The sequence below is a fragment of the Methanobrevibacter sp. genome, from assembly GCF_036307625.1.
Classification (GTDB): Archaea; Methanobacteriota; Methanobacteria; order Methanobacteriales; family Methanobacteriaceae; genus Methanocatella.
In genome coordinates this window covers 1-22976 of record NZ_JAXJXF010000026.1, presented here as the reverse complement: position 1 = coordinate 22976, position 22976 = coordinate 1, and the positions used below count along the sequence as shown (strand labels likewise).

Genomic DNA, 22976 nt, shown 5'->3' with positions numbered 1-22976 from the left:
TAAATCAATACATTTAAATAATACTTTTGATAAATTATTAATTAGATATTGATGTATTGATAATTTTTTTTAAAAAATTACACATGGACTCAATATTTTAAAATAACTAAATGAGGTGTAATTATGTCTGAAGAAGAAATGATTGAAGAAACTTCCGAAGAATTTATCGACGAAGATGATGAAAAATTACCTTTCGCTAAAGCTGAAGTTGTCCGTTTAATGAAAGAAAATTTGGATGACGACAAAATGATTAGGGAAAGAGTAAAAGTTGAAATGAACAAATTCTTAGGTGATGTTTTAAAAAATGTATGTAAACAATTAAATGATTATCCATACACAACTATAGAATACGAAATGCTTAAAGAATCCACTTACCCATACACTAACATTGAAAGGATTAATCAAGAAAAAGAAAGAATTTTATTACATTTAGAAGCTATTAAAGCAGATTGTAATGCATTAGCTATGGATGTTCAAAAAACTTTAAAATTAAAAGACGTTGTTGAAGAAGATTCATTCACCGATTTTTCAGCAAATGTCGATGATGAAGAAGTTGAAGAAGAATAATCTTCTTTAATTATCTTCAATTTTACTAAAACCTGTTTTTAATTCACGGAGTTCCTCTTCAGGAATTTCCAATATTTCTGCATTTTCACTTACGATATTGCTCTGTCCGAACGGATCAAGCATAATTAATGTTGCAGTGCCATTTCCTTTTTTCAACTCTTGGATATTTTTCAATGTATTTTTTGCATTTATCTGTGATTCTTCATCCTCAAACAGATTCAATGCTTTTTTAACGGCACTTTCAAAACGTGTCAGCACTCCCTCAACATTGGTTACATATCCTTCTGATTTTGGTCCGGGTTCTACTTTAACTCCTATTTCAGGTATGGAAATTGTTGCGGACTGTGACCTGACGACTCTTATGGATAAATTATTTTTATTTATTTCCAGAATGTATTTTGCAGGGTCATTCTGTTCCAAAGCTATAACATCGCTGTGTTTGAATCCACAGGAAGGGCAGAGTATTGTTGTTTCTAAAACCTTACCGAAATGGGGGATTTCAAGCTCTTTCATTACTGATTTTGCAACGCCTTCAATGCCACATACTGGGCATTGAATAATCATTTCATTAATTTCTTCTTCATTCATTTAATACATATCCTTTAGCTTTTAGTTCGTTAATAATTTTGGTTAGTTTTTTCTGATTTGAGGCACATATAACTGTGGTTCGATAGTCTGATAAATCGTATAATTTAGTTAAGTATTCTTTTTTGTCTTCTTTTTCGTTTATATTTTTGATAAATTTTTCTGCCGAATTGATGTCTGAAATATTTATATTTCTAACCAATGGTTCACTGAATCCTGAAATGTTGTATGTGATTTTATCCATTGATCCGTTATTTTCTTTTATAATGATATTGATGACGTCTTCAAGTTCTTCAACGTTATTTGTCAATTTCACAGTGGTGCATGCTTTATTGATTATTGATAATATGTTATCTAGAGATTTTTCGATGGTTTCTGTGTTGATAACGTCCACATTGTTTTTTTCCGCTTGTATTAATAGGTGGTCATGAATAATTCTGTTTTCTTTAAAGAAGTCCAGTTGTTTTCCGCCTCTGTGTATTTGGACTGCTCTTTTAACGAATCTTTCCTTATGTGATTCCTCGTCGGAACTCAATACAAAAAAGTAGATATTTGCAAATTCTCTAAATTGCTCGATATCTATAAGTCCTGGAACTAAGTGAACACCTTCAATAACGATATCGTCGTAATCTGTTATTGCTCTTTGAATTATTTTTTCAAGTGCTGGAATTACATAGGAAGCATGCTCGTCAAATCCTGCGGATACTAAATCGTTATAATTTTCAAAACGATTTTTGTTTCTTAATTGTTTGTATGCATCATATGAGGAACTGTGTAGTGCAGGTGCATATTCTTTTCCAATAATTCCACGAACAACTGCCCTGATGAAATCACTTTCAATTAAATGTTTGATATTCAATTGTTTGGCTAATTCTGCAGCTATTGTTGATTTTCCAATTCCAGATGCACTTCCAATCAAAATAACATATGGTTTTCTCATGCAACTTTCTCCTTAATTTTTTTCATTGATAATATATTTATGAATTATTCTTCTTAAAACATTTACATTTATTAATATGAAAAATTATATTTAATAATATAATATTATTTTTATGATTTTTTCAAAAATAGTAGGATACTAAATTACAGGGATAATTATAAATTATAAGTTATAGGGGTGAGATTGTTGTATTCAGTAAAATCAGTTAAAGATATTCAAGAGTTAAATCCATTCATCGTTGTTGGTTGTGGTGGTGGAGGAGAAAAATTCTCTAATCTTGAAGGTGTAGAAGCGGTAGGATTCATTGATGATAATATTAATAAACAAGGAAAAGAATTTTGCGGACATGTTGTAGCAGGCAGTCTTGACGAATGCTTAAAACGTGCACCTAATGCAAAATCTCTTGTTATAATGTTGCCAATCGGCGCTGAAGGTTCAGCTTTAAAATATGCTGTCCAAGCTATTGATGCCGGATTAAATGTAATTACTTCATTTAGATCATTATCAATCGAGGATAATTTATCCTTAAAGAAATTTGCATCCTCAAAAGATGTTGTTATTAAGGAAATAGGTTCCAGATTGGATGTTGTTGAAATGGTGGCTGGTGTGGCTCCAGAAAAGCCTTGTGAAATTTTACCAAAGATTTCTTATACTCCAAAAGCTCCAGTAATATTTGTTGGTGGAACATCTCAGGAGTGTGGAAAAAGAACTACAACTAAACAGTTGGGTAAAGCTTGTATGAAAAGAAATTTAAATCCTGCAATTATTTCCACTGATGAAATGGGATTGGAGGAACCTACTGATTTTAATTTTAGGGCTGGAAGTTTATCTGCAATGGATGTTCCGGCTGCGGTTTTGTCTTCAATTAAATATGTGGAAGAAACCAAACAACCAGACATTATATTTATTGAAGGTCAATCTAGTTTAACTGAAGATGGAAATCCTCATCCAAGAGGTTTATCTGCAGCAATATTGATTGGAAGTGCTCCTGATGCAGTTATAGTTGGACATAGACCAAATCACCCTTACAGAGAACCAAGAGGTATTGCAGAAGAAATTAAAGCTATTGAAGCAGTTGAACCTACAAAAGTTGTTGGTTTATCAATCAATCTTAAAAATGCTGATTCCGACATGACAATCGAATCTTTTGAATCTGAATTTGGATTGCCTGCTGAAGATGTTTACAACAATGGTGCGGATAAGTTATTAGATGCTATTTTTAGATATTTAGAGGAGTAGTTAGAATGGGATTTAAAGATAACCTAAAAAGAAGTTTGGGATTCGAAGAAACAGAATCATCTGGTGAAAACACTAATGATGCTTCTAGTATTACAGAAAGATTTAACGATATAAAAGACACTATCATGACTGAGGTTTCCAATTTTCAAAATTCCTCAAGCAAAGATTATCAAAGTTCACAACCAGCACAAGATTATGATGCTGATGTAAATTATCGTTCTAGTCATAGACCTAGTCCTAATCCGACTCCTAATTATAATCCAAACCCTGACCCTATGCCTAAATCAGCTCCAGTTTATAATACATTTGATGATTATGTAATTACTCCTGAACAATCATTTTATGAAATCGCTCTTATTAGACCAAAATCAATTGATGATGTTAATTATGTTGTTGACCAGGTAATTGAAGAGAAAAATCCAGTCATTGTAGATTTGTCCTTTTTGGAAAGGGAAAGTCATGCTAATTTTAGATTGGCTGGTGAAAAGATTAAAAAAATGAGAACAAGATATGGTGCTCAGGCATTATTGCTTGCCCGTTCAGAAAATAAAAATTTAATCATTATTTCTCCAGAAAAAGTTAAATTGGTAAATAAAAATTAAGTAGATGATTTTCTACTTAAAAATTTTATATATTTCATTAATACATATGCTACAATACCTGTAGCTATTACTGTTTCTATATTTAGAATATTATTTAGAATGATGTTTGGTCCTATTTTTGATATTACTCCTTTTGTTGCAAGTCCGCTTATTACAAATGGAAATGAAAATGCTGCAAAACTTGGATAAAACTTTAAATTTCGATATTCTATGAATTTTACAAATGCAAATATATATAATATGCATGCAAATATGTACATCACTATTAAAAACTCGTTTGATATTGTGTTGAATGAATTGATATATCCTACAATCAGTATGCTTAAAACAGCAGTAAAAATACAAATCAGAGGCTTATTTCCATTTGGAATGTCCGTATATTTTATATATCTGTATATTATGAGGGGCATTGTTAAAATCATCGCTATAAAACCGACAATGAAGAATATGATTCCTATTTCTTCAAGATTGTGTGCATGTGCAGTAATTGCTCCCATCGTAATTCCAACATACACTATCCAGTAGCTAGGATAGACTGTTAAAATATTAAAATTATGTATGATAAAATGATAGGTAAAGTAAATCATCAGTAGAATGTGCAAGGCTACACCTAATATCCAAATACCAAATGCAATATTTGGTATAAATAGTGAAAGGTATGTAGATAAAAGCATTAAACTCATTGAAAAAGTACCTGAATTGCTTGTCAGTATTGGATTTTGAAAGTCTGCTTTTATTTTTTCAGGGTATAGTATTAGTTTAGATATTATTAAAATTAAAAATATCATGCCCAATGCCACACAGATGGACTTTAAAAGGGGATGAGTATCATTTAAAAGATTTCCAAGTGAAAATAATGCAAGAATTACTCCACATATTGGAAGAGGTATTTTTTCAATCATGATATTATTTTAATTTTTAAAAATGAAAAATATTTGGTAGGATGCTCATTTAAATATCGAAAAAATATTCGGCATTTTTATGTGATACCTTATCTATTTCATTTTTGTCGTATCCGAGCCTTTGCAGTTCACGTATTGTTTTTGGAACAGAAAGGGGATCGGAAGGTTTGTTGCTGATATCACTATTCAACAGGAATTTGTCAAATCCATACTCGTCTAAAATTGAAATTGCTTCTGTTTTATCCATTTTCTGAGGTTGCACTGTCAGGCCTAAAGTATACTCGGTATCTATTACGTCTTCTATGACATTTGGATTGATGTGGTCTATTACAGCTTGTTTTTCATCTAAATGTTGTGGGACGATGTTTAAAATTTCTTTTAAAACTTTATTTTTATTTTTTCTTGGAGTATGGATAATCACTTTGGAATTTGTTTCATCTGCAATGTCCAATTGCTTTTTAAATATGCTTATTTCATTTTCAGTTAAATCTTCAAGGCCAATTTCTCCGATAGCAACTATTTGTTTGTTTTCTATCCATTCATATAACTTTTCAAAGATTTTTTCTGGATTCACATTTGAATTTGTTGGATGGATTCCTAAAGCTACTTTCAAATTTAACCCATATTCATTTGCTCTTTTGGTGTCCAGTTCTAAAATTCTGTTCAGGTGATTTAAAAGAACTATCTCATGTTCGATTTTATAAGGGTAAAAACTACATGTGATTGCAGTGTCGATTCCTGCAAGATACATTTCTTTGAAGTCTTCCCCGCTTCTTGAATCTGCATGCATGTGTGTATCAATCATATTTATCTCTCGGTGTTTTTTTATCTGTTTTTTTAATTTGTCTATCATATTTTAAAAAAATATCTGAATTTTATTATATTTTTATATTTTTCGGAAGTGTTACTTTTCACACTTGTTCACTTCAAGAGATTTTATATTTTTAGTAATAAAAATAATATGTTAAGTAATACTGATAGGTGGTCTACTGTGATCGAAAATAAATGTTATTTAAAATGTTATAATTCAATTGCAAATGAGTTAAAATATCTTACCAACTCATTATCTAGGTTGAAAGTACTTGCATCACTATATGATGCTCCTAAAACTATGAAAAATTTAACAGTTACTACTGGATTAAGTTATAGCTCCGTATCAAGTACGATGCACAAATTGGAGTTGGAAGGATATATCTATCGTGAATCTAGTAAATATTATCTGTCTAATTGCATGAGGTTTAAAATCGAGACCATAATTGAGTTGAACGAAACTATAGACATATTAAACAAGTTTTTTAATATATTGGATAAGCATTTGGTTGATATGATTCCAAATGATTCAGTAGCAGAATTGTATCTTTTAGGCAATGCAAGTTTGATAGAGTCAAATGACATTGATGCATATAGGACTTATAACTATATTGAAAGTGCATTGGAACAGGCAAACGAGGTAAAATGTATTTTGCCGTTTAATTACGATAATTTTAATAAAAAGTTGGATAATCTGATGGAACAGGGCAAACATGTTGAAGCCATTGTAGGTGAAAGTATCTTCAGTATTTTTGAAGAGGAATCAAAAGTTGAAAAAATTTCTTCATTCAGTGGAAATAATAATATTTTGCTGATTATAACTGACGAGGTAATGATTTTGGGTTTATTTAAGGAAGATGGTAGTTACGACCAAAATAGGTTGTTGATTTCTAAAAATTATGATTCAATTAGATGGGCCATGAGCCTTTTTGAAAATTTTAAAAATGAGAATAAATGAGTTTTAAACTCATTTATAATATTTTTCTAAATAGTTGTTAATTTCATCGATAGCTATTCTTTCTTGAGCTTCACTATCTCTGTCTCTTATTGTAACCTGATTGTCTTCAAGAGTATCAAAATCTACAGTAATGGCAAGAGGAATACCAATTTCATCTGCTCTAGCATATCTTTTTCCAATAGTTCCGGTTGCATCGTATTCTACCCTAAATCCTGTCATTCTCAACTCTTCAGTCAAATTTTGTGCAATTTCACGAGGACCCTCTTTGTTTACAAGAGGGAATACTCCAATCTGCACTGGAGCTACTGATTTGTCAAATTTAAAGTAATCTTTTTCATCAGTTTCTGTAAATGAATGCAATAAGACTGAATATACAATACGGTCAATACCGAATGAAGGTTCGATTACATGAGGAACAATCTTTTCTCCGGTTATTTCTTCTTCGACATCTTCAAAGATGAGAAGTTCTTCATCCACTTCATAGGTCTTGTCCAGTTCAACAGTGAATTTTCCATCTTTTTCAAGTGCTGCTTTGATGTCTTCAGGATTTGCATCTTCAATGGCTTGTTTAACTTTAGGTGAATCTCCCTTAAAGATTGGTCCGAATTTGGATAGGTTAGGTTTAACAATGGTTTTTTGAACTTTTTTAGGTTCGTCGTATTCGACAAATACGTTCAAATCATCATTACTGAATTTTGAGTGGGATGACAAGTCGTAATCTCCTCTGTCAGCAATTCCAATAATTTCAACCCATCCGTATTTATCAGTTTTAACTTCAACGTCCCAACAGTCAAGTGCATAATGGGCCATTTCTCCTTTTAAATGTTGTCTGAATCTTAAGGCTTTATTTGGAATTCCAATTTCATTTAAAAATTTACGGGCTAAGTATAATTGATAAATGAGCATTTCATTAGCAACAATGCCTTTGTCCAATGCTTCACGTGCAGTTATTTCTATTGGGTCTGTATTATTCTCTTGAACTTCCTGTGAATTTAGGGTTAAAATCTCATTTTCAATTTGTGCGAATTTTGGGTGGGTTTTATCTTTAGGATTTAAAAATATTTCCGCTTCTGCCTGTGTGAATTCCCTAAGCCTGATTACTCCTTGTCTTGGTGAAATTTCATTTCTGTATGCTTTTCCAAGTTGGACTGCACCAAAAGGAAGTTTTCCTCTGAAAAACCTTTCTAAACGTTTAAACAAAATGAATATTCCTTGGGCGGTTTCAGGTCTCATGTATCCTACTTTGTCTCCTTTTGCACCGATTTCGGTTTTGAACATTAAATTGTAGTTCCAGATGTTTGATAATTTTCCGCCACATTCAGGACAGGTTATATTGTTGTCAATAACTATTTGATCAAGTTCTTCATTCTCTAAACTTTCTACATCTTCCCCGATTACTTCTTCGATGATGTGGTCTGCTCTGAATACTTCTCCACATTCTTCACATTTACACATAGGGTCTGTAAAGTTATCAACATGTCCAGATGCTTTTAAAACTTCTTTAGGCATTACTGTAGGGCCTTCAATTTCATAAAATCCTTCACCGGAAACATATTGTTTTCTCCATTTTTGCATGATGTTGTTTTTTAGACTTGCTCCGAGAGGTCCATAGTCTGTAAATCCAGAAACTCCTGAGTAAATTTCAAAGGATGGCCATAAGAATCCTCTTTTTGCACTGATATTGGTCATTTTGTCATGATTCATAATTATTAACTCCTAATCTTTTTTCAATTCATAATCTAATTTAACTCTACTACTTTCTGGGCGAGTTTGTCCCATGTATTTACTATTTCTATCTGGATGTCCATATGGGGTTTGTGAAGGAGTAGTCATTGTTTCAAATACAATTTGACATACTCTTTGACCTGGATAAAGTGCCACAGGCATTGCTCCAATGTTGGAAATTTCTAAGGTAATTTTTCCTTCAAAACCTGGGTCGATGAAACCAGCGGTAACGTGCATGGTAACGCCCAAACGCCCCATACTTGAACGACCTTCTACTCTGGCCACCAAGTCATCAGGTACTTTAACATATTCTAATGTGGTTGCAAGTGCAAATTCATTAGGGTGTATAATAAATGCTTCACCTTCTTTAACTGTGGTGTATTCCATATAAGAAGCAATGTCCTCTTCGTCTTTAGGGTCGATGTAAGGTTTTCTAATAACTTTAAATACTTTAAATTCATCGCCCAATCGCATGTCAACAGAAGAAGGTTGTATCTGTTTTTCATCTAAAAGAGGTTCAATAGATATTTTCCCTTCATTTAAATATTCTTTTATAGTCTTGTCACTTAAAATTGCCATATTTTCACACAAACATTATAATTCTTTTTTATATAAATTGTCCATCCTATTAATTACATTATCAATAGTTTCATCAGAATAATCAATTGTAATAGCATCAAATTTACATGCAGTTGTACAAAGGCCACATCCTCGGCAAATATCATAGTCAATTGAGATTTTACTGTCCTTTAAACTTATGGCCTTGAACATGCAAACTTCTTTTAAACATTTTTTACACATTCTGCATTTGTCCTCATGGAGAGTTATTGTAATGCCGTCGAGCTTTTCTACTTTATTGCTTATTTCCTCATCCAGGTTAGGATAAACTTTCCATAGGCAGCAACATGGGCAGCAATGGCATATGGTTAAAAGTCCATCTCCTGGGTGTATATTCATCCAAACGGTATCGATTTTATTTTTTCCAATGAGATGGCTTAAACCTGCAGCATCCGCCTTATCGATGTGGTCTAGAGCTTCATCAACTGTCACCTTTTTTCCAACATGTTTTGGAATCTTGTTTGCTGTTGGTCCAAGGAAAATACAACCAATGTCTTGAGGATAATCTTCACAGCCGTTAGAACTTCTGCATAAGCATGTATTCATAACTACAATATCATCACAGCGTCTAACAACGTCTTTGAGAATGTCTGTAGGTAAGAATTCACTGCCTTCAGATTCTATTTTCTTATTGACATTAATGCTGTTAGGTATAATGACGATTTCATCATTTTCAAAAAGCATCTTGTCGATGAATTTTCTGTAAGATTTTGATTTTTTGGTAATCTCTGCAATCCAAAATCTCCAATTGAATATGTATTTAAGAGTAAAAATACTAATGTCTACAAATCTAGGTCGTCTCATTGTTCACCAAGTTTATTCTTTAATCTTCTTAATATTCCTTTAAGGGTATGCGCTTCTCTACTAGTTATAAATGCTCTTGAAATTATGTTGTTGAATGTTTTCAGTCCATTTCTCTTTTTATGCTCTGGAATGTCCAAGTAATCTATCAGTTCTTTCATGTCTTTTAATAGGTAATCCTTTTCAACGGCGTTGCTTTCATTCAAACCCTCAACACCAAATTCGTGCTTGTTTTTGAATAGTTCATAGAATATTATGGCTGCTGCATGGGAAATGTTCATTATTGGGTAAGTCGGATCGGTTGGAATGGATACGCAGATGTCGCAGTTGTTGATTTCATTGTTTGTAAGGCCATCTCCTTCTCTTCCAAATAGGATAGCAATTTTATTTGAAGCATTCAAAGACTTTCCTAATTCTTCGGGTTTTATGGGAATTCTGGCTAGATTATAGCTTCCTCCTGCCATCCCTGTTGATGCAACTTTAAAATCTATCCTTTGTGATTGATAGAAATCATCTAATGTATTATAGACTTTTGCATTTTCAACAATGTATTTTCCATGAGTAGCCTGATAATAAGCTTCATTGGTTAATTTTGGAGGGTTGATAAGTATTAAATTTTTCAATCCAAAATTTGCCATAGTTCTTGCAAGAAAACCAATGTTTCCCGGAGTTTCACATTCCACAAAAACAATATAAATGTTTTCTTTAAAATGGTTTACCTCTTTTTCTTCGTTTTCACGAATGAGTTTTGCTCTTGCTTTTCCTCTGGATTGAGTTCTTGGCTTTGATTTTTTTGTGGAGGTTGATGAAGATTCTGCTTTGCTTTCTTCTTTGTTTTCTGATGATTTGATTGCACTAGTTTCTACAACCTTTTGTTCACTTACAGCAGTATCTCCCATATTAATCAACTTCTAGATAATTATTCATAAGCTTTTGTCAATAATTCAAGTAAATGCATTGTTTTAATATTTTCACAACCTATTGAATCCAATCCATCCTGAATATTTAATTCACAAAACGGACAAATTGTAATCACTGCATCGGCTTCAGTTTCCTTTACCATTTCTGCTTTTGATTGAGCTAATTCCAATGCAATTTCAGGTTTTCCGGATTTGATTCCTCCTCCTGCTCCACAACATTGGCATGGATATTTCATTTCATTAAATGTGATTCCTGGAATCTTTTCAATAATATCGCGGGGTGCATCTTTAATGCCTTGGCCTCTGCCTAAATGGCAAGGATCGTGGTAGGTAACAGTCATGTTTACATCTTTCAATTTGCTGGTATCCAGTTTATCTACTAAAAATTCACTAATGTCCATCACATTTAATTTGGAACCGAATTCAGGATGGTTATTTTTGAGTGTAGCTCCGCAACCGGAACAAATTGTAATGATTGTATCGTAATCCTTGAAAACTTCTTTATTTTTATCAACAAGGTCTTGAACTATGTCGGTTTGACCTGTTCTTAATAATGGGGAACCACAGCAAACCTGTCCTTCTGGAACATCAATATCTATGCCGTTTTCTTTTAAAACATCAACTAGCATTTGTCCGATTTCGGGGAATTTGTAGTCAACCATACATCCTGTAAAGAATGCAATCTTTGATCCTTTATAATTCTCAGCCTGTTCGACAAAAGGTGTTTTATTGGTTTTAATAGATCTTCCGCTTTCTAAAATGTTTTCTTTAAATGCAACATGCTCTGGAAGTGGTCCTGAACCATTTGCAACTGCAATAGCTCTCATCTTTTCAATCGCATCACCAAATGTGTTGATATTTTTAGGACATACTGCAAGGCATTTTCCGCAGCTGGTACATTTGTATAAACCTTCATCCAAGGCTTCTTTAAGTCTGTCAAAGTTTTCTCTTGGATCGGTTTCAAACTTGTCAATATATCTCATTATGTAAGGTCCGCCAAATTCTTCTGTTGCTATATTAACAACAGGACAAGTTGAAAGGCAGGAATAACATTCTATACAACTTCTTACTTTTTTTGTATCTCGAATGTCTTCTTTTGTAATTGAAGTATCAAGCTCGCTACATTTATGGTCACATTGGAGGGATAACTCTAAATCTTTTACTTTGGCTTCGATACTTGACTTATCAACAATCAAATCTTTAATGACCGGGAAGTTCAGCGGTTCAATTATCGCTCCGTCCTTAATCTCTTTTTGACAGGCAAGAGCACCATTTCCTTTAAACAATATTCCGCATGATCCGCATTGTCCCGCCCTGCATGAACTTCTAAAGCTAATGTCAGCATCATATTTTTCATTGATAGCTTGAAGTGCATCAAGTACTTTCATATGGGGTGTTTTTTCGATTTCATAACACTCCAAATGAGGTTCTGCATCGGTTTCACTATTGAATCTTGAAACATATACTTTAATCATCATTTCCCCTCCAATTATTATAAAAGCTTATAAAATATTATAATATAATATTTATATCTTAAACTATTATATAATATATTGTATTAATGATATTTTTGAGGAAAATATAATGAATTTAAAAGAATTAGTTACAGGAGTTACTGGTGAAAAACAATTTTTACTTGGTAATGAGGCTGCTGTAAGAGGAGTAATAGAGGCAGGTGTTTCTATTGCAGCTACTTATCCGGGAACTCCTTCATCAGAAATTGGAAATGTATTATCAGTATTGGCTAAAGAAGCTAATATTTATTTTGAGTTTTCTGCTAATGAAAAAGTCGCTATGGAGGTTGCAGCTACTGCTGCCGCTTCAGGATTACGTTCATTTACATTTATGAAACATGTAGGTATGAATGTAGCTGCAGATTCTTTCATGACTACTGCTTATTCTGGAGTTCGGGGTGGAATGGTAATATTGTCTGCAGATGATCCTTCACTTTTTTCATCTCAAAATGAACAGGATACTCGTAATTATGCTAGATTAGCTAATGTTCCTATTTTAGAACCATCTAACTGTCAGGAAGTAAAGGACATGGTTAAATATGCATTTGATTTATCTGAACAGTTCCAAATTCCGGTAATCGTTAGGACAACTACTCGTGTATCTCACATGAGGGGGGTTGTGGAATTTGGTGATATTAATGATAACTCATCAAACAACGATGACCATTGGAAAAGAGGTCACTTTAAAAAAGACCCTTCTCAATTTGTTCCGGTGCCTGCTTTTGCCGGCGAAATGCATGTTAGATTATGGGATAAAATACATAAGATTGAAGAGATTACCAATAGCAGTGATTTAAATAGTGAAGTGAATTTTGCAAGTGATAAGAAATATGGTGTGATTTCTTCAAGCAGTGCTTATAACTATGCTCATGATGTTGTTAAATTCAATGATTTGGATGTGGATATTTTAAAATTGGGATTCTCATATCCTTTCCCACAGGAAAAAGTGGCTGAATTTTTAAGTGATTTGGACGAAGTGTTCATTGTTGAGGAAGTTGATCCTATAATAGAAAAAGACACATTGGCCACAATCGGTTCTAAAAAGTTGGATGTTATTGTTCACGGTAAATTGGATGGAACCTTCCCTCTTTATCATGAATTTAATTCAGACATTGTTGGCGAAGGATTCAATAAAATATTGAAATTTGATGAAAGTGAATCTACCAGTTACTCATCAAGTTTGGAAAAATTATCTCAGGATATTCCATCCCGTGCACCTGTTTTATGTGCAGGATGTCCTCATAGGGCGATGTATTATGGAATCAACAAAGCTATTGGTGAGCTTGGATTGAAAGCTGATGATGTGGTGTTTGCATCAGATATTGGATGTTATACTTTAGGTATTAACCCGCCATATAATGCGGCCGATTACTTGTTGTCTATGGGTTCAAGTGTTGGTGATGGTTGTGGATTTTCTGTTTCAACTGACCAAAAAGTGGCAAGCTTTATTGGGGATTCAACATTTTTCCACAGTGGTATTTCTCCATTGATAAATGCAGTTCACAACAAACATAATTTTGTATTGACTGTTTTGGATAATAGGATTACTGCAATGACTGGCGGTCAGCCAAATCCTGGAATTCCGGTTGATGGAATGGGTGATGAAGCACCTGAAATATCCATCCGTAAATTGGCTTTGGCTTGCGGATGTGATTATGTGCGCGTAATCAATCCATTTAATTTGGAACAAGTTATTAAAACTTATAAAGAAGCATTTGAAAGAAATGATGCTGCTGTAATTGTATCAAAAGCTCCATGTACATTAATTAAAGGTTTAACCAAAAAACCTCCAGTAAAATTGGTTGAAAGCAATTGTAATAACTGTGATAAATGTGTAAGTGAACTTGCATGTCCTGCTATTTCAAAAATTAATGGAAAAATTGTCATAGACCAATCACAATGTGATGGATGTAATGTATGTATTCAAGTTTGTAGGTATGGTGCTTTAGAGGCAGGTAGGTGAGAAAATGGATAATCATTATAGTATATATATTTGCGGTGTTGGAGGTCAGGGAATTATTAAAACTTCTACAATCATAGGTGAAGCTGCAATGAATCAGGGTTTGGATGTGGTAATGAGTGAAATTCATGGAATGTCTCAAAGAGGTGGATCTGTTTCTACTGAATTAAAAATAGGAGGATATAATTCTTCAATCATTCCAAATCATGGTGCAGATATGTTGCTTTCTTTTGAACCGATTGAAACCATAAGGGGATTGGATAAGGTAAACAGTGAAACTAAAATTGTATATAATACTCATCCAATTATTCCTTCTTCATCAGATAAGAATTATCCAAGTGTTGACAGCATAACCAAAACTTTAAAAGAGAATTTTAAACATGTTCTTCCGATTGATGGAACTAAATTGGCTATTGATGCGGGAAGTGTTTTGGCATTGAATATGGTTTTATTGGGTGCTGTGACTGCGGATGATAAGTTCCCTTTATCAAAGGATTCTGTCATTGATGCAATGAAAAATAATTTAAAACCAAAATTCCATGATATGAATTTAAAAGCTATTGAAAGTGGATATAAATCTATTAAAGGTTAAATATTTAAATACTATTTAAAATAAAGTTTTTAGTAAGTGGAGAGTTGTGGTATTATGACTTACAAAATTGATAATGCAATTGTAAAAAAAGATGTAACAGGCAAACTTACTTTAATTGATCCGGACAATGTTTTTGCTGATGAAGATGCATTTATTGCTGTTAAAAGTGATGATTTAATCACTATTCAACTTTTAATCAATGGTATTTTAAAAAATGATTTTAAAAGTTGGAGGGAATTGGGTTCAATTCCTGAAAATGAATCTATTAAAAATCTTTTTGTTCGTTTAGGTTATTCAAAAGAAGATGTAGCTAAAATGATTAAAGAATTCTAGCTATTTTTCTTTAATTTTTTCTATTTTTTTCATGTTTTTAATGGTCTTTTTTTAGTTTTTTAGATTTTATTTTTTTAAAATTGAATTTGAGTTTAAATGAAAAACTGTTGAATTAAAATCTATCGTGAAGGTTACTGGGGGATGATCTCCAAAATCTGAGTTTTATGATGATGATTTTGAATAAATGCAGTGTTTACAAGAGAATAAAACTTTTGAAGATAAATATCTCTCATTTGAATTGCATACTGCTTCAATTAAAAAAGTAGCAGAAAAAAGTAGTGTGTTGATGAGTTTTAGAGCACTTTAAGATTCATCCTCGACTTACAGAAGTTGAGGTATTCTTGCATCATTATGTAAAAAAATAAAAATAAGTTATAGAAAAGATTTCAATCTTTTCTAAAGTTCTTTTATGTCATCAGTATTTAAAATTTTGGCATCACTATCTTCTAAAACTTCAATAGCTTTTTCCATATTTTCCAATCTCATAACTACTATAGCTTCATCAGTGTTACTGCTTACAAATGCATATAAATATTCTAAATTGATTCCTTTTTCATCAAAGATTGCTAATGTAGAATTTAATCCGTTTGGTTCATCAGGAACTGCCACGATGATAACATCATTTTCTTTTACAACAAAACCGTCTTTTTCAAGGGCATTAATTGCCTTTTCATTGTCAGAAACAATCAATCTTAAAATTCCATATTTTGTTGTATCAGCTATTGAAAGCGCACGAATGTTAATATTTTCCTTAGCTAGTGTGTCAATAGCTTTTTTAATTCTTCCTTCTTTGTTTTCGATAAATATTGAAATTTGTTGAACTACCATTATATCACCTATTCAAAATTCCTTTCATCTATTACACGAACAGCTTTACCTTCACTTCTTGGAAGTGAATCTGGTTCACATAATGTTACATCTACTCTTAAACCAGTTTCTGATCTAATTGATGCTTGGATTTGTTTTTCTATTCTTTCCATTTCTTTCATTTCATCTGAGAATAACTCTTTGGAAGCTTCTACCTTAACTTCGACCTCATCAAGAATGTCTGGTCTTGTTACATGAATCATGTAATTAGGACTGATTCCTTTAATTTTGAGCAATGCTTTTTCAATTTGTGATGGGAATACCATTACACCTTTGATTTTAAGCATGTCGTCACTTCTTCCAGTGATTCTGGTCATTCTTACAGTTGTTCTTCCACATTCACATTTTTCACCAATTAATGAAGTCAGGTCTTTTGTTCTAAATCTTAAAATAGGCATTCCAGTTTTAGTTAGGGATGTTAAAACAAGTTCCCCTTTTTCACCGTAATCTAATGTTTCGCCGGTTTCTGAATCGATGATTTCTGGGTAGAAATGATCGTCTTGGATATGCATTCCGTTTTGTTCACCACATTCCTGAGCAACTCCCGGCCCCATTACCTCGGTTAATCCATAAATGTTGTAAGCTTTAATTCCAAGAGATGTTTCAATTCTTTTTCTCATCTCGCTAGTCCACATTTCAGCCCCATGTATTCCTGCTTTAAGATTAATGTCTTCTAATTGAATTCCAGCTTTTTCTCTTGATTCACCAAGGTATGTCGCATATGAAGGGGTACAAGTTAGGATATCACTTTGGAAATCTACCATGGTGTCAAGTTGCCTTTTTGTATTTCCTGCAGAAATCGGTATGGTTATGGCACCCATTTTATTTCCTCCGTGGTGAATACCGAAACCTCCTGTAAACAATCCGTATCCATAAGCATTTTGGATAATATATTCTTTTTCAGCACCAACCATTTTAAGGCCACGTGCAATACATTCTCCCCAAATATCCAAGTCATCTTGTGTGTATGCGGTTACTGTTGGTTTACCAGTTGTTCCAGATGAGGCGTGAACTTCTACGATTTCTTCACGGGGTACCGCTAGTAATCCCAATGGATATGCTTCTCTTAAATCGGTTTTTGTTGTAAATGGGATTTTTTCGATATCCTTTAGGGTTTTGATGTCTTCTGGCTTTAATCCAATTTCATCAAATCTCTTTTTATAAAATTCAATATTTTCATATGCATGCTTGACAGTTTTTTGAAGTCTTTCAAGTTGAAGGGCTTCTTTTTCATCTTTGCTCATACATTCCGCTTTTTCATTCCAAAACATAGTATCCCTATTTTAATATTTTTTTTAATATGTTTAATTATTAGGTTGAAGTACTATAAAAATTTATAATGTTGTTTAATTATTGTGTGGAGTTTATTATATTTTTTGACCAATAATATTAATGTACTTTATTGTACATCAATGTATCATTATGCCAATATTTATATATTATTTTATAGTATATAAATAATTGTAATATTAGAATTAATTTTTAATATTCCTTTTTAAGAGGTAATTATTTATGGACGTAATGATTTTGGCAATTGTATTTATAATCTACATTTTTGCTTTGGTTCTTGTAGGTTATTATGCATACAAAAAAACTAATTCCTCTGAAGATTTTATGATAGCTGGTAAAGATACTCATCCATTTATTATGGCAATGAGTTATGGTGCTACATTTATTTCGACGGCGGCTATTGTTGGTTTTGGAGGTGTTGCGGGCCAATATGGTATGAGTGTTTTATGGTTAGCATTCTTGAATATTATTATTGGTGTGTTCATCGCTTTTGTATTTTTGGGAAAAAGAACTCGACGTATGGGTCATGCATTGGAGTCATTGACTTTTCCAGAGTTTTTAGGTAAACGTTTTGACAGTAAATTTATTCAGTCAGTATCTGGATTAATTATTTTTTGTGCAATGCCAATCTATGCTGCTGTCGTATTGATTGGTGCGGCTAGATTTTTGGAATCATCTCTGTTGATTGATTTCAGTATCGCACTTTTAATTTTATCAATCATTATTACATTTTATGTTCTATTTGGAGGCATACGTGGTGTAATGTATACTGATGCACTTCAGGGAACAATTATGGTTTTAGCTATGGTTTTCCTGCTTGTATTTGTATATTGGTTGCTTGGTGGAATCGATACTGCAAATATTGCACTTACGAATATGGGTAATTTGTATCCTGCAGATGCTTTGGCTACGGGCGGAACGGGTTGGACTTCGTTTCCAGAATTTGGAACACCGTTCTGGTGGTCTTTAGTTTCATCTACTTTAATTGGTGTGGGTATTGGGGTACTCGCACAGCCTTCATTAATTGTAAGGTTCATGACTGTTAAATCTGATATGGAATTGAACAGATCTGTTTTAATTGGTGGAATATTCATTGCAATTATGCCTACAACTGCTTACATTGTAGGGTCACTTTCAAATGTATATTTCATGGATAAATTGGGTAAAATTGCAGTTGATGTTGTTGGAGGAAATATTGATAAGATTATTCCTACATTCATTACAATGGCACTGCCTGAATGGTTTGTATATATCTTCTTATTGTCATTAATTGCTGCTGCAATGTCAACCATATCCTCACAATTGCATACTCAGGGAACAGCATTTGGTGTGGATATATATCATACTTTAAGAGACAAATCAAAACAAAAACTGGATCAAGTATCAATTTCTAGAGTGGGTATTTTAATAGCTATTATTTTGGCATTGGTCATGGCATTTTCACTTCCAGGAAGTGTGGTTGCACTTGGAACAAGTTTATTCTTTGAAATCTGTGCGGCAGCATTCCTGCCTGTATTTTTAGGTGCACTTTACTGGAAAGGAATTACAAGACTTGGAGCAATTGCAGGAATATTGTCCGGAACATTTGTAAGTCTGTTCTGGTTAATGTTTGTATTCAAAAAGACTGCGGTTGGTCTTGGAATTTGTAAATTCATATTTGGTGTTGATACACTCTTGCCTGCAGCACCATGGCCGTTTATTGATGTAATGCTAATTGCTGTTCCGGTTTCAGCAATATTTGTAATCGTTGTAAGTTTACTTACTCAGCCTCCTGCTCAAGAAGTAATTGACAAAGCATTTGAAAACATAGGCAAAAAAGGAAGTGATGCATAATGATGATTTTTGGAATAGAGGATCCATTGATTTGGGGAGTTTATGTTGGAATTATCTTATCCACACTTTTATGTATTGTTTATGGTATTGTGAACTGGAATAAGGGAGCATAATTCCCTTATCTTTACTTTTTTTATTAATCATTAATTTCTTTGAATGATTTCTTTTTTTACAAAATCTATAAACGCCAGCCTACATCATCATATTTCTATGCCAAATCGGAAATTTAATTATTTAACAACATTAAAGATATTATCATGAATGATTTATACGACAATTTTGAAAGAATCCGGAAAAATGATCCTGAATTTCATGAGATATTTAAACGATTTGCTTTTAATGAAGTTTATGAATACTCTACATTAACACAGAAAGAATCTGTATTGGTGACATTGGCTTCATTGATTGCCTGTCAATCACCAAAGGCATTTAAAAAGATTTTACTTTCTTCAATAAATAAATATATAACTCCTGAAGAGGTTAAAGAATTGCTCTACCAGTCTGTGCCTTATGTTGGATTTGGCCGTGCACATAATTTCTTTGGAGTTGTAATTAAAGTGTTTGAAAAAAAGGGAATTGATTTACCATTGGAAAACAGGTCAAATACTACTTCTGACAACAGGCGTCAGAAGGGACGTGAAATTCAGGACAGGTATTTCGGAGCTGAAATGATTCAGGCAATGAATGACAATGCTCCTGAAGGTCAAAAACACTTCAACACTTTTCTGGAAGGATTTTGCTTTGGAGACTTTTACACCCGTGATGGTTTAAACGACCAGCAAAGGGAACTAATCACCTTTGTGTTCATTGCAACACTTGGTGGTTGTGAAAACCAGCTTAGGGGTCATGCTCAAGGTAATTTGTCTGTCGGCAACAACAAAGAAAAATTAGTTTCAGCTATAACAGTAGTTTTACCTTATATTGGTTTTCCAAGGTCACTCAATGCACTATCGATTATTAATGAAATTTGTGAATAGCTAAAATATTTATAGTAGGTAATTACTTATTAAATCAAGTGAGTTGGTTACCATGATATACAAATGTACAATTTGTGGTCACATACACAACGAAGAAGCGACAGGAATACTTTTAAAAAATTTAGATAAATGTCCAATCTGCGGCCAGCCGATATCTAAATTTGTAAAAGTAGAAAATTCACAGTCTAGTGAAAATTCAACCTCAGACGATTCTAATTTGTTTTATGACAAGAAATATGCAAAAAGCGATAAAGACATAAGACAAATGGATTCAATTCATCAAATGGCAATTACTGGTAAATCATTGGTATCTGCAATGTATACAGATTTGCCAATGCCTAATTGGGATGAAATACTAATTTTAGGAAATCAGTTAAACCCTCAACCTTTGGAAAGTGATGTCGATGTAAACACACAGACAATAATTGGTAAAAATGCTAAAAAACCATTGGTCATTGAAAGTCCAATATACATTACTCACATGTCTTTTGGAGCACTGTCAAGGGAAACTAAAATTGCACTTGCGAAAGGCAGTGCAGCTATTAAGACAGCACAGTGTAGTGGTGAGGGAGGAATACTTCCCGAAGAGATGGAAAATGCTTACAGGTATATTTTTGAGTATGTCCCAAATCAGTATTCGGTAAATGAAGAAAATTTAAAAAATGTTGATGCAATCGAAATTAAAATTGGTCAGGCAACCAAACCTGGTCTTGGAGGACAGCTTCAAGGAGAAAAAGTAACTTCTGAAATTGCAGAAATCCGTGGAAAACCTTTGGGTCATGATATTCATTCTCCCGCAACGATTCCTGGTATTGAAACTAAAGATGATTTGAAAGAGTTGGTGGATGATTTAAGATCAAGGTCTCATGGCAGACCAATTGGTTTAAAGTTTGCCGCTGGAAGAATTGAAGATGATTTGGAGTATGTATTATATGCTGAACCTGATTTTATTACTATTGATGGTCGTGGCGGTTCAACCGGTGCAAGTCCAAAGTTAATCAGGGATGCTACATCAGTTCCAACTGTTTATGCACTTTCACGCGCTCGAAAATATTTGGATGAACATGAAAGCGATATCTCCCTAACAATAACTGGAGGTTTAAGGGTGTCCTCTGATTTTGCAAAGGCATTGGCAATGGGTGCAAATGCAATAGCTATTGGTACTGCTGCAATGATTGCTGCTGCATGTCAGCAGTATAAAATTTGTGATAGTGGGGATTGTCCTGTTGGTGTTGCAACGCAAGATGAAGAATTAAGACAAAGGTTAAAAATAGAATCTGCTTCAAAAAGAGTTGAAAATTATTTAAAAGTTTCAACTGAAGAGTTAAAAACTTTTGCGAGAATAACTGGTCATGAAAATGTACATGACTTGAACATTAATGATTTGTCTACAATAAATTCGGAAATATCTGATTATACGGATATTGGGCATGTTTAATTTTAAATAGGATTTGAGTATTGTTAATACTCAAATTCATATGTTTCTTCAACTTCCATCATGTTTCTGATTTCAGCTGTAGCTTTGTCTAGGAAAAAGACTCCCATTTCCCAGCCGTTTGCTTTGTATGCTTCAGCAATTTCCGGCATGAGTTCAAATGCTTTTTCAACTATTTCTTCATTTTTGGTTAAATCGGCAACACCATAATATCTTAGGAAGTGTTCTCCGTCCCATGCGGCTATTTCAACATTTGGATTAGCTTCCATTTGTTTATAAACTGCTTTGAAGGTTCCAACACCAAAGTAGATTTTGTCATCATCTAATAAATGGAATCCTAAAGGTCTTACTTTTGGTTTGTCTCCGTCGACAGTTGCTAGGTAGAATTCTTCTGCTTTTTCTAATATTTCGTTAACTTTTTCAATATCTGACATTTAAATCCCTCTAAAAGTTTGATACCATTATTGTTATATTTTGGAAAGCATATATTAATCTATTCATTTTTTTAAGATAATAATTTTGCTCGATATGAATATGGTTATATCGATATGTAAATATTTATATATCATGTTATTATAGTTATAATTATGGGCCAAAATATTTTAATTGTACTTTAAGAACGTCGAATAAATAGTGAAAAAAATGAGATATTATGAATTAAAATTTAAGTTATTTTTATTTTCATGATTTCATGTCTGCAATGTGTAGATGTGTGTGTTGTGTTATATTGGAATATTTTATCATATATTTTTTTCAAAGTTCATCACTTTTTTTCATTATCTTTCAATTCGTGTTTTGGATGTTTGGTCATGGTATGTTTAATTAATTTAAAGGAGAATAATTATGAAGTCTACAAAAAAAATATTGCTCATTGCAATTTTTGCTGCAATAGTTGTTGCTGGTGCGGGTATTGTTTCTGCAGGTTTCTTTGACTCAGTAGGTGCTAGTGATTCTAATAATGCACCTGATTTAAATGGACAAACTGTTAACTTAGCTGCAGCAGCTAGTTTGAAAAATGTTTTCGACGAAAAATTAATCCCGATGTTTGAACAAAAATATAATGGTGTAAAAGTTACACCTACCTATGCTTCAAGTGGGGATTTGCAAACTCAAATTGAAAATGGTTTAAAAGCTGATGTGTTCATGTCTGCTGCTAACAAACAGATGAATGCTTTAGCTGATAAAGGTATTGTTGACAATAAAACCAATCTCCAATTTTTAGAAAATAAGGTTGTTTTAATTGTCCCTAAAGATTCAAACTCTAATATCTCTTCATTTGATGATTTGAAGAATGTAAAAGGTAATATTGCTATTGGTGATCCTAAATCTGTACCTGCTGGACAATATGCTCAAGAAGTATTAAATAATACTGGTATTTGGGATAGTGTAGAATCTAAATTATCATTAGGTACCGATGTGACTGCTGTATTAAATCAAGTTGCTCAAGGATCTGCAGATTGTGGTATTGTATATGCTACTGATGCTAAATCCAATGATAATGTTAAAGT

At 32.9% G+C, this 22976-nt stretch carries 25 protein-coding genes; 13 read left to right on the top strand and 12 right to left on the bottom strand.

Translation table 11 applies throughout. From position 1 onward, the window contains the following. Positions 1-123: 123 nt before the first annotated feature. Positions 124-567 (top strand): hypothetical protein, encoded by a 444-nt coding sequence (locus UIB65_RS01250; protein ID WP_330039333.1) that lies wholly within the window; start codon positions 124-126, stop codon positions 565-567. A 6-nt stretch (positions 568-573) separates the two neighbouring features. On the opposite strand, the gene UIB65_RS01245 is transcribed toward UIB65_RS01250, so the two are convergent. Both UIB65_RS01245 and UIB65_RS01240 read right to left on the bottom strand, forming a co-directional pair. Next, a complete protein-coding gene (locus UIB65_RS01245) occupies positions 574-1155 on the bottom strand; it encodes a ZPR1 zinc finger domain-containing protein (RefSeq protein ID WP_296803692.1) in 582 nt (193 codons plus the stop codon). Beyond that, positions 1148-2092: a 3H domain-containing protein gene (locus UIB65_RS01240; RefSeq protein WP_330039332.1), complete on the bottom strand. Its 945-nt coding sequence runs from the start codon at positions 2090-2092 to the stop codon at positions 1148-1150. The genes UIB65_RS01245 and UIB65_RS01240 overlap by 8 nt, the downstream gene beginning before the upstream one ends. A gap of 186 nt (positions 2093-2278) precedes the next feature. On the opposite strand from UIB65_RS01240, the gene UIB65_RS01235 reads away from it, so the two are divergent. Both UIB65_RS01235 and UIB65_RS01230 read left to right on the top strand, forming a co-directional pair. Further along, entirely contained in the window at positions 2279-3331 is a 1053-nt protein-coding gene (locus UIB65_RS01235) for a DUF1611 domain-containing protein (protein ID WP_330039331.1), read from the top strand. Between the two features lie 5 nt (positions 3332-3336). Further along, positions 3337-3933: a hypothetical protein gene (locus UIB65_RS01230; protein WP_330039330.1), complete on the top strand. Its 597-nt coding sequence runs from the start codon at positions 3337-3339 to the stop codon at positions 3931-3933. On the opposite strand, the gene UIB65_RS01225 is transcribed toward UIB65_RS01230, so the two are convergent. Then, positions 3930-4835 (bottom strand): TDT family transporter, encoded by a 906-nt coding sequence (locus UIB65_RS01225; RefSeq protein WP_330039329.1) that lies wholly within the window; start codon positions 4833-4835, stop codon positions 3930-3932. The genes UIB65_RS01230 and UIB65_RS01225 overlap by 4 nt on opposite strands. Before the next feature lie 49 nt (positions 4836-4884). Further along, a complete protein-coding gene (locus tag UIB65_RS01220; protein WP_330039328.1) occupies positions 4885-5640 on the bottom strand; it encodes a TatD family hydrolase in 756 nt (251 codons plus the stop codon). 186 nt (positions 5641-5826) lie between these two features. Here UIB65_RS01220 and UIB65_RS01215 point away from each other — a divergent pair, with 186 nt between their 5' ends. Continuing rightward, positions 5827-6603, top strand: a complete 777-nt coding sequence (locus UIB65_RS01215; RefSeq protein WP_330039327.1) for a transcriptional regulator FilR1 domain-containing protein — start codon at positions 5827-5829, stop codon at positions 6601-6603. Between the two features lie 9 nt (positions 6604-6612). Here the strand turns inward: UIB65_RS01215 and glyS are convergent, their stop codons facing one another. From glyS to tfrB, 5 genes are read right to left on the bottom strand one after another with little or no spacing between them, the layout of a single operon-like run. Then, complete coding sequence (glyS, locus tag UIB65_RS01210) at positions 6613-8307, bottom strand: glycine--tRNA ligase (RefSeq protein ID WP_330039326.1); 1695 nt, start codon at positions 8305-8307, stop codon at positions 6613-6615. A 12-nt stretch (positions 8308-8319) separates the two neighbouring features. After that, positions 8320-8907 carry a dCTP deaminase gene (dcd, locus tag UIB65_RS01205; protein ID WP_330039325.1) on the bottom strand — a complete coding sequence of 196 codons (588 nt, stop codon included), beginning with the start codon at positions 8905-8907 and terminating at the stop codon, positions 8320-8322. Between the two features lie 15 nt (positions 8908-8922). Continuing rightward, the gene (locus UIB65_RS01200; RefSeq protein ID WP_330039324.1) at positions 8923-9750 is read right to left on the bottom strand and encodes a 4Fe-4S binding protein; all 828 of its coding nucleotides are present in this window, start codon (positions 9748-9750) and stop codon (positions 8923-8925) included. After that, on the bottom strand, positions 9747-10655 hold the full coding sequence (locus UIB65_RS01195) for a TrmJ/YjtD family RNA methyltransferase (protein WP_330039323.1): 909 nt from the start codon (positions 10653-10655) through the stop codon (positions 9747-9749). The genes UIB65_RS01200 and UIB65_RS01195 overlap by 4 nt, the downstream gene beginning before the upstream one ends. An 11-nt stretch (positions 10656-10666) precedes the next feature. Next, positions 10667-12142, bottom strand: coding sequence for a fumarate reductase (CoM/CoB) subunit TfrB (gene tfrB / locus UIB65_RS01190; RefSeq protein ID WP_330039361.1), 1476 nt, complete (start codon positions 12140-12142; stop codon positions 10667-10669). Between the two features lie 109 nt (positions 12143-12251). Between tfrB and iorA the strand changes: the two genes are divergently transcribed. The 4 genes from iorA (at position 12252) to UIB65_RS01170 (ending at position 15373) form a co-directional block, all read left to right on the top strand. Continuing rightward, the gene (iorA, locus tag UIB65_RS01185; RefSeq protein WP_330039322.1) at positions 12252-14144 is read left to right on the top strand and encodes an indolepyruvate ferredoxin oxidoreductase subunit alpha; all 1893 of its coding nucleotides are present in this window, start codon (positions 12252-12254) and stop codon (positions 14142-14144) included. A 4-nt stretch (positions 14145-14148) separates the two neighbouring features. Further along, positions 14149-14733 (top strand): indolepyruvate oxidoreductase subunit beta, encoded by a 585-nt coding sequence (locus UIB65_RS01180; protein ID WP_330039321.1) that lies wholly within the window; start codon positions 14149-14151, stop codon positions 14731-14733. A gap of 54 nt (positions 14734-14787) precedes the next feature. Continuing rightward, a complete protein-coding gene (locus UIB65_RS01175) occupies positions 14788-15066 on the top strand; it encodes a hypothetical protein (protein WP_330039320.1) in 279 nt (92 codons plus the stop codon). A gap of 184 nt (positions 15067-15250) precedes the next feature. Beyond that, positions 15251-15373: a hypothetical protein gene (locus tag UIB65_RS01170; protein WP_330039319.1), complete on the top strand. Its 123-nt coding sequence runs from the start codon at positions 15251-15253 to the stop codon at positions 15371-15373. A gap of 89 nt (positions 15374-15462) precedes the next feature. Here the strand turns inward: UIB65_RS01170 and UIB65_RS01165 are convergent, their stop codons facing one another. Continuing rightward, complete coding sequence (locus UIB65_RS01165) at positions 15463-15894, bottom strand: amino acid-binding protein (protein WP_330039318.1); 432 nt, start codon at positions 15892-15894, stop codon at positions 15463-15465. Positions 15895-15902: 8 nt separating this feature from the next. Continuing rightward, on the bottom strand, positions 15903-17204 hold the full coding sequence (locus UIB65_RS01160; RefSeq protein ID WP_330039317.1) for a phenylacetate--CoA ligase: 1302 nt from the start codon (positions 17202-17204) through the stop codon (positions 15903-15905). Positions 17205-17445: 241 nt separating this feature from the next. Here UIB65_RS01160 and UIB65_RS01155 point away from each other — a divergent pair, with 241 nt between their 5' ends. The 4 genes from UIB65_RS01155 to UIB65_RS01140 all read left to right on the top strand — a co-directional run bounded on the left by UIB65_RS01155 (position 17446) and on the right by UIB65_RS01140 (position 21471). Further along, entirely contained in the window at positions 17446-19056 is a 1611-nt protein-coding gene (locus tag UIB65_RS01155; RefSeq protein WP_330039316.1) for a sodium/solute symporter, read from the top strand. Beyond that, positions 19056-19169, top strand: a complete 114-nt coding sequence (locus UIB65_RS01150) for a symporter small accessory protein (RefSeq protein WP_330039315.1) — start codon at positions 19056-19058, stop codon at positions 19167-19169. The genes UIB65_RS01155 and UIB65_RS01150 overlap by 1 nt, the downstream gene beginning before the upstream one ends. Positions 19170-19313: 144 nt before the next feature. After that, complete coding sequence (locus UIB65_RS01145; RefSeq protein ID WP_330039314.1) at positions 19314-20033, top strand: carboxymuconolactone decarboxylase family protein; 720 nt, start codon at positions 19314-19316, stop codon at positions 20031-20033. Between the two features lie 52 nt (positions 20034-20085). Continuing rightward, the gene (locus tag UIB65_RS01140; protein ID WP_330039313.1) at positions 20086-21471 is read left to right on the top strand and encodes a glutamate synthase-related protein; all 1386 of its coding nucleotides are present in this window, start codon (positions 20086-20088) and stop codon (positions 21469-21471) included. Between the two features lie 23 nt (positions 21472-21494). On the opposite strand, the gene UIB65_RS01135 is transcribed toward UIB65_RS01140, so the two are convergent. Beyond that, positions 21495-21902: a pyridoxamine 5'-phosphate oxidase family protein gene (locus UIB65_RS01135; RefSeq protein WP_330039312.1), complete on the bottom strand. Its 408-nt coding sequence runs from the start codon at positions 21900-21902 to the stop codon at positions 21495-21497. Between the two features lie 409 nt (positions 21903-22311). Between UIB65_RS01135 and modA the strand changes: the two genes are divergently transcribed. Next, the coding region (gene modA / locus UIB65_RS01130; protein WP_330039311.1) for a molybdate ABC transporter substrate-binding protein at positions 22312-22976 on the top strand (665 nt) is incomplete at its 3' end.

What these genes read in the sequence shown, in the direction of transcription:
- UIB65_RS01240 (WP_330039332.1), bottom strand. Translation starts at nt 2,092, where the DNA reads ATGAGAAAACCATATGTTATTTTGATTGGAAGTGCATCTGGAATTGGA.
- tfrB (WP_330039361.1), bottom strand. Translation starts at nt 12,142, where the DNA reads ATGATTAAAGTATATGTTTCAAGATTCAATAGTGAAACCGATGCAGAA.
- UIB65_RS01170 (WP_330039319.1), top strand. Translation starts at nt 15,251, where the DNA reads ATGCAGTGTTTACAAGAGAATAAAACTTTTGAAGATAAATATCTCTCA.
- UIB65_RS01250 (WP_330039333.1), top strand. Translation starts at nt 124, where the DNA reads ATGTCTGAAGAAGAAATGATTGAAGAAACTTCCGAAGAATTTATCGAC.
- UIB65_RS01175 (WP_330039320.1), top strand. Translation starts at nt 14,788, where the DNA reads ATGACTTACAAAATTGATAATGCAATTGTAAAAAAAGATGTAACAGGC.
- UIB65_RS01200 (WP_330039324.1), bottom strand. Translation starts at nt 9,750, where the DNA reads ATGAGACGACCTAGATTTGTAGACATTAGTATTTTTACTCTTAAATAC.
- UIB65_RS01140 (WP_330039313.1), top strand. Translation starts at nt 20,086, where the DNA reads ATGATATACAAATGTACAATTTGTGGTCACATACACAACGAAGAAGCG.
- glyS (WP_330039326.1), bottom strand. Translation starts at nt 8,307, where the DNA reads ATGAATCATGACAAAATGACCAATATCAGTGCAAAAAGAGGATTCTTA.
- UIB65_RS01160 (WP_330039317.1), bottom strand. Translation starts at nt 17,204, where the DNA reads ATGTTTTGGAATGAAAAAGCGGAATGTATGAGCAAAGATGAAAAAGAA.
- UIB65_RS01145 (WP_330039314.1), top strand. Translation starts at nt 19,314, where the DNA reads ATGAATGATTTATACGACAATTTTGAAAGAATCCGGAAAAATGATCCT.
- UIB65_RS01155 (WP_330039316.1), top strand. Translation starts at nt 17,446, where the DNA reads ATGGACGTAATGATTTTGGCAATTGTATTTATAATCTACATTTTTGCT.
- iorA (WP_330039322.1), top strand. Translation starts at nt 12,252, where the DNA reads ATGAATTTAAAAGAATTAGTTACAGGAGTTACTGGTGAAAAACAATTT.
- UIB65_RS01225 (WP_330039329.1), bottom strand. Translation starts at nt 4,835, where the DNA reads ATGATTGAAAAAATACCTCTTCCAATATGTGGAGTAATTCTTGCATTA.
- UIB65_RS01165 (WP_330039318.1), bottom strand. Translation starts at nt 15,894, where the DNA reads ATGGTAGTTCAACAAATTTCAATATTTATCGAAAACAAAGAAGGAAGA.
- UIB65_RS01220 (WP_330039328.1), bottom strand. Translation starts at nt 5,640, where the DNA reads ATGATTGATACACACATGCATGCAGATTCAAGAAGCGGGGAAGACTTC.
- UIB65_RS01245 (WP_296803692.1), bottom strand. Translation starts at nt 1,155, where the DNA reads ATGAATGAAGAAGAAATTAATGAAATGATTATTCAATGCCCAGTATGT.
- dcd (WP_330039325.1), bottom strand. Translation starts at nt 8,907, where the DNA reads ATGGCAATTTTAAGTGACAAGACTATAAAAGAATATTTAAATGAAGGG.
- UIB65_RS01135 (WP_330039312.1), bottom strand. Translation starts at nt 21,902, where the DNA reads ATGTCAGATATTGAAAAAGTTAACGAAATATTAGAAAAAGCAGAAGAA.
- UIB65_RS01150 (WP_330039315.1), top strand. Translation starts at nt 19,056, where the DNA reads ATGATGATTTTTGGAATAGAGGATCCATTGATTTGGGGAGTTTATGTT.
- UIB65_RS01230 (WP_330039330.1), top strand. Translation starts at nt 3,337, where the DNA reads ATGGGATTTAAAGATAACCTAAAAAGAAGTTTGGGATTCGAAGAAACA.
- UIB65_RS01180 (WP_330039321.1), top strand. Translation starts at nt 14,149, where the DNA reads ATGGATAATCATTATAGTATATATATTTGCGGTGTTGGAGGTCAGGGA.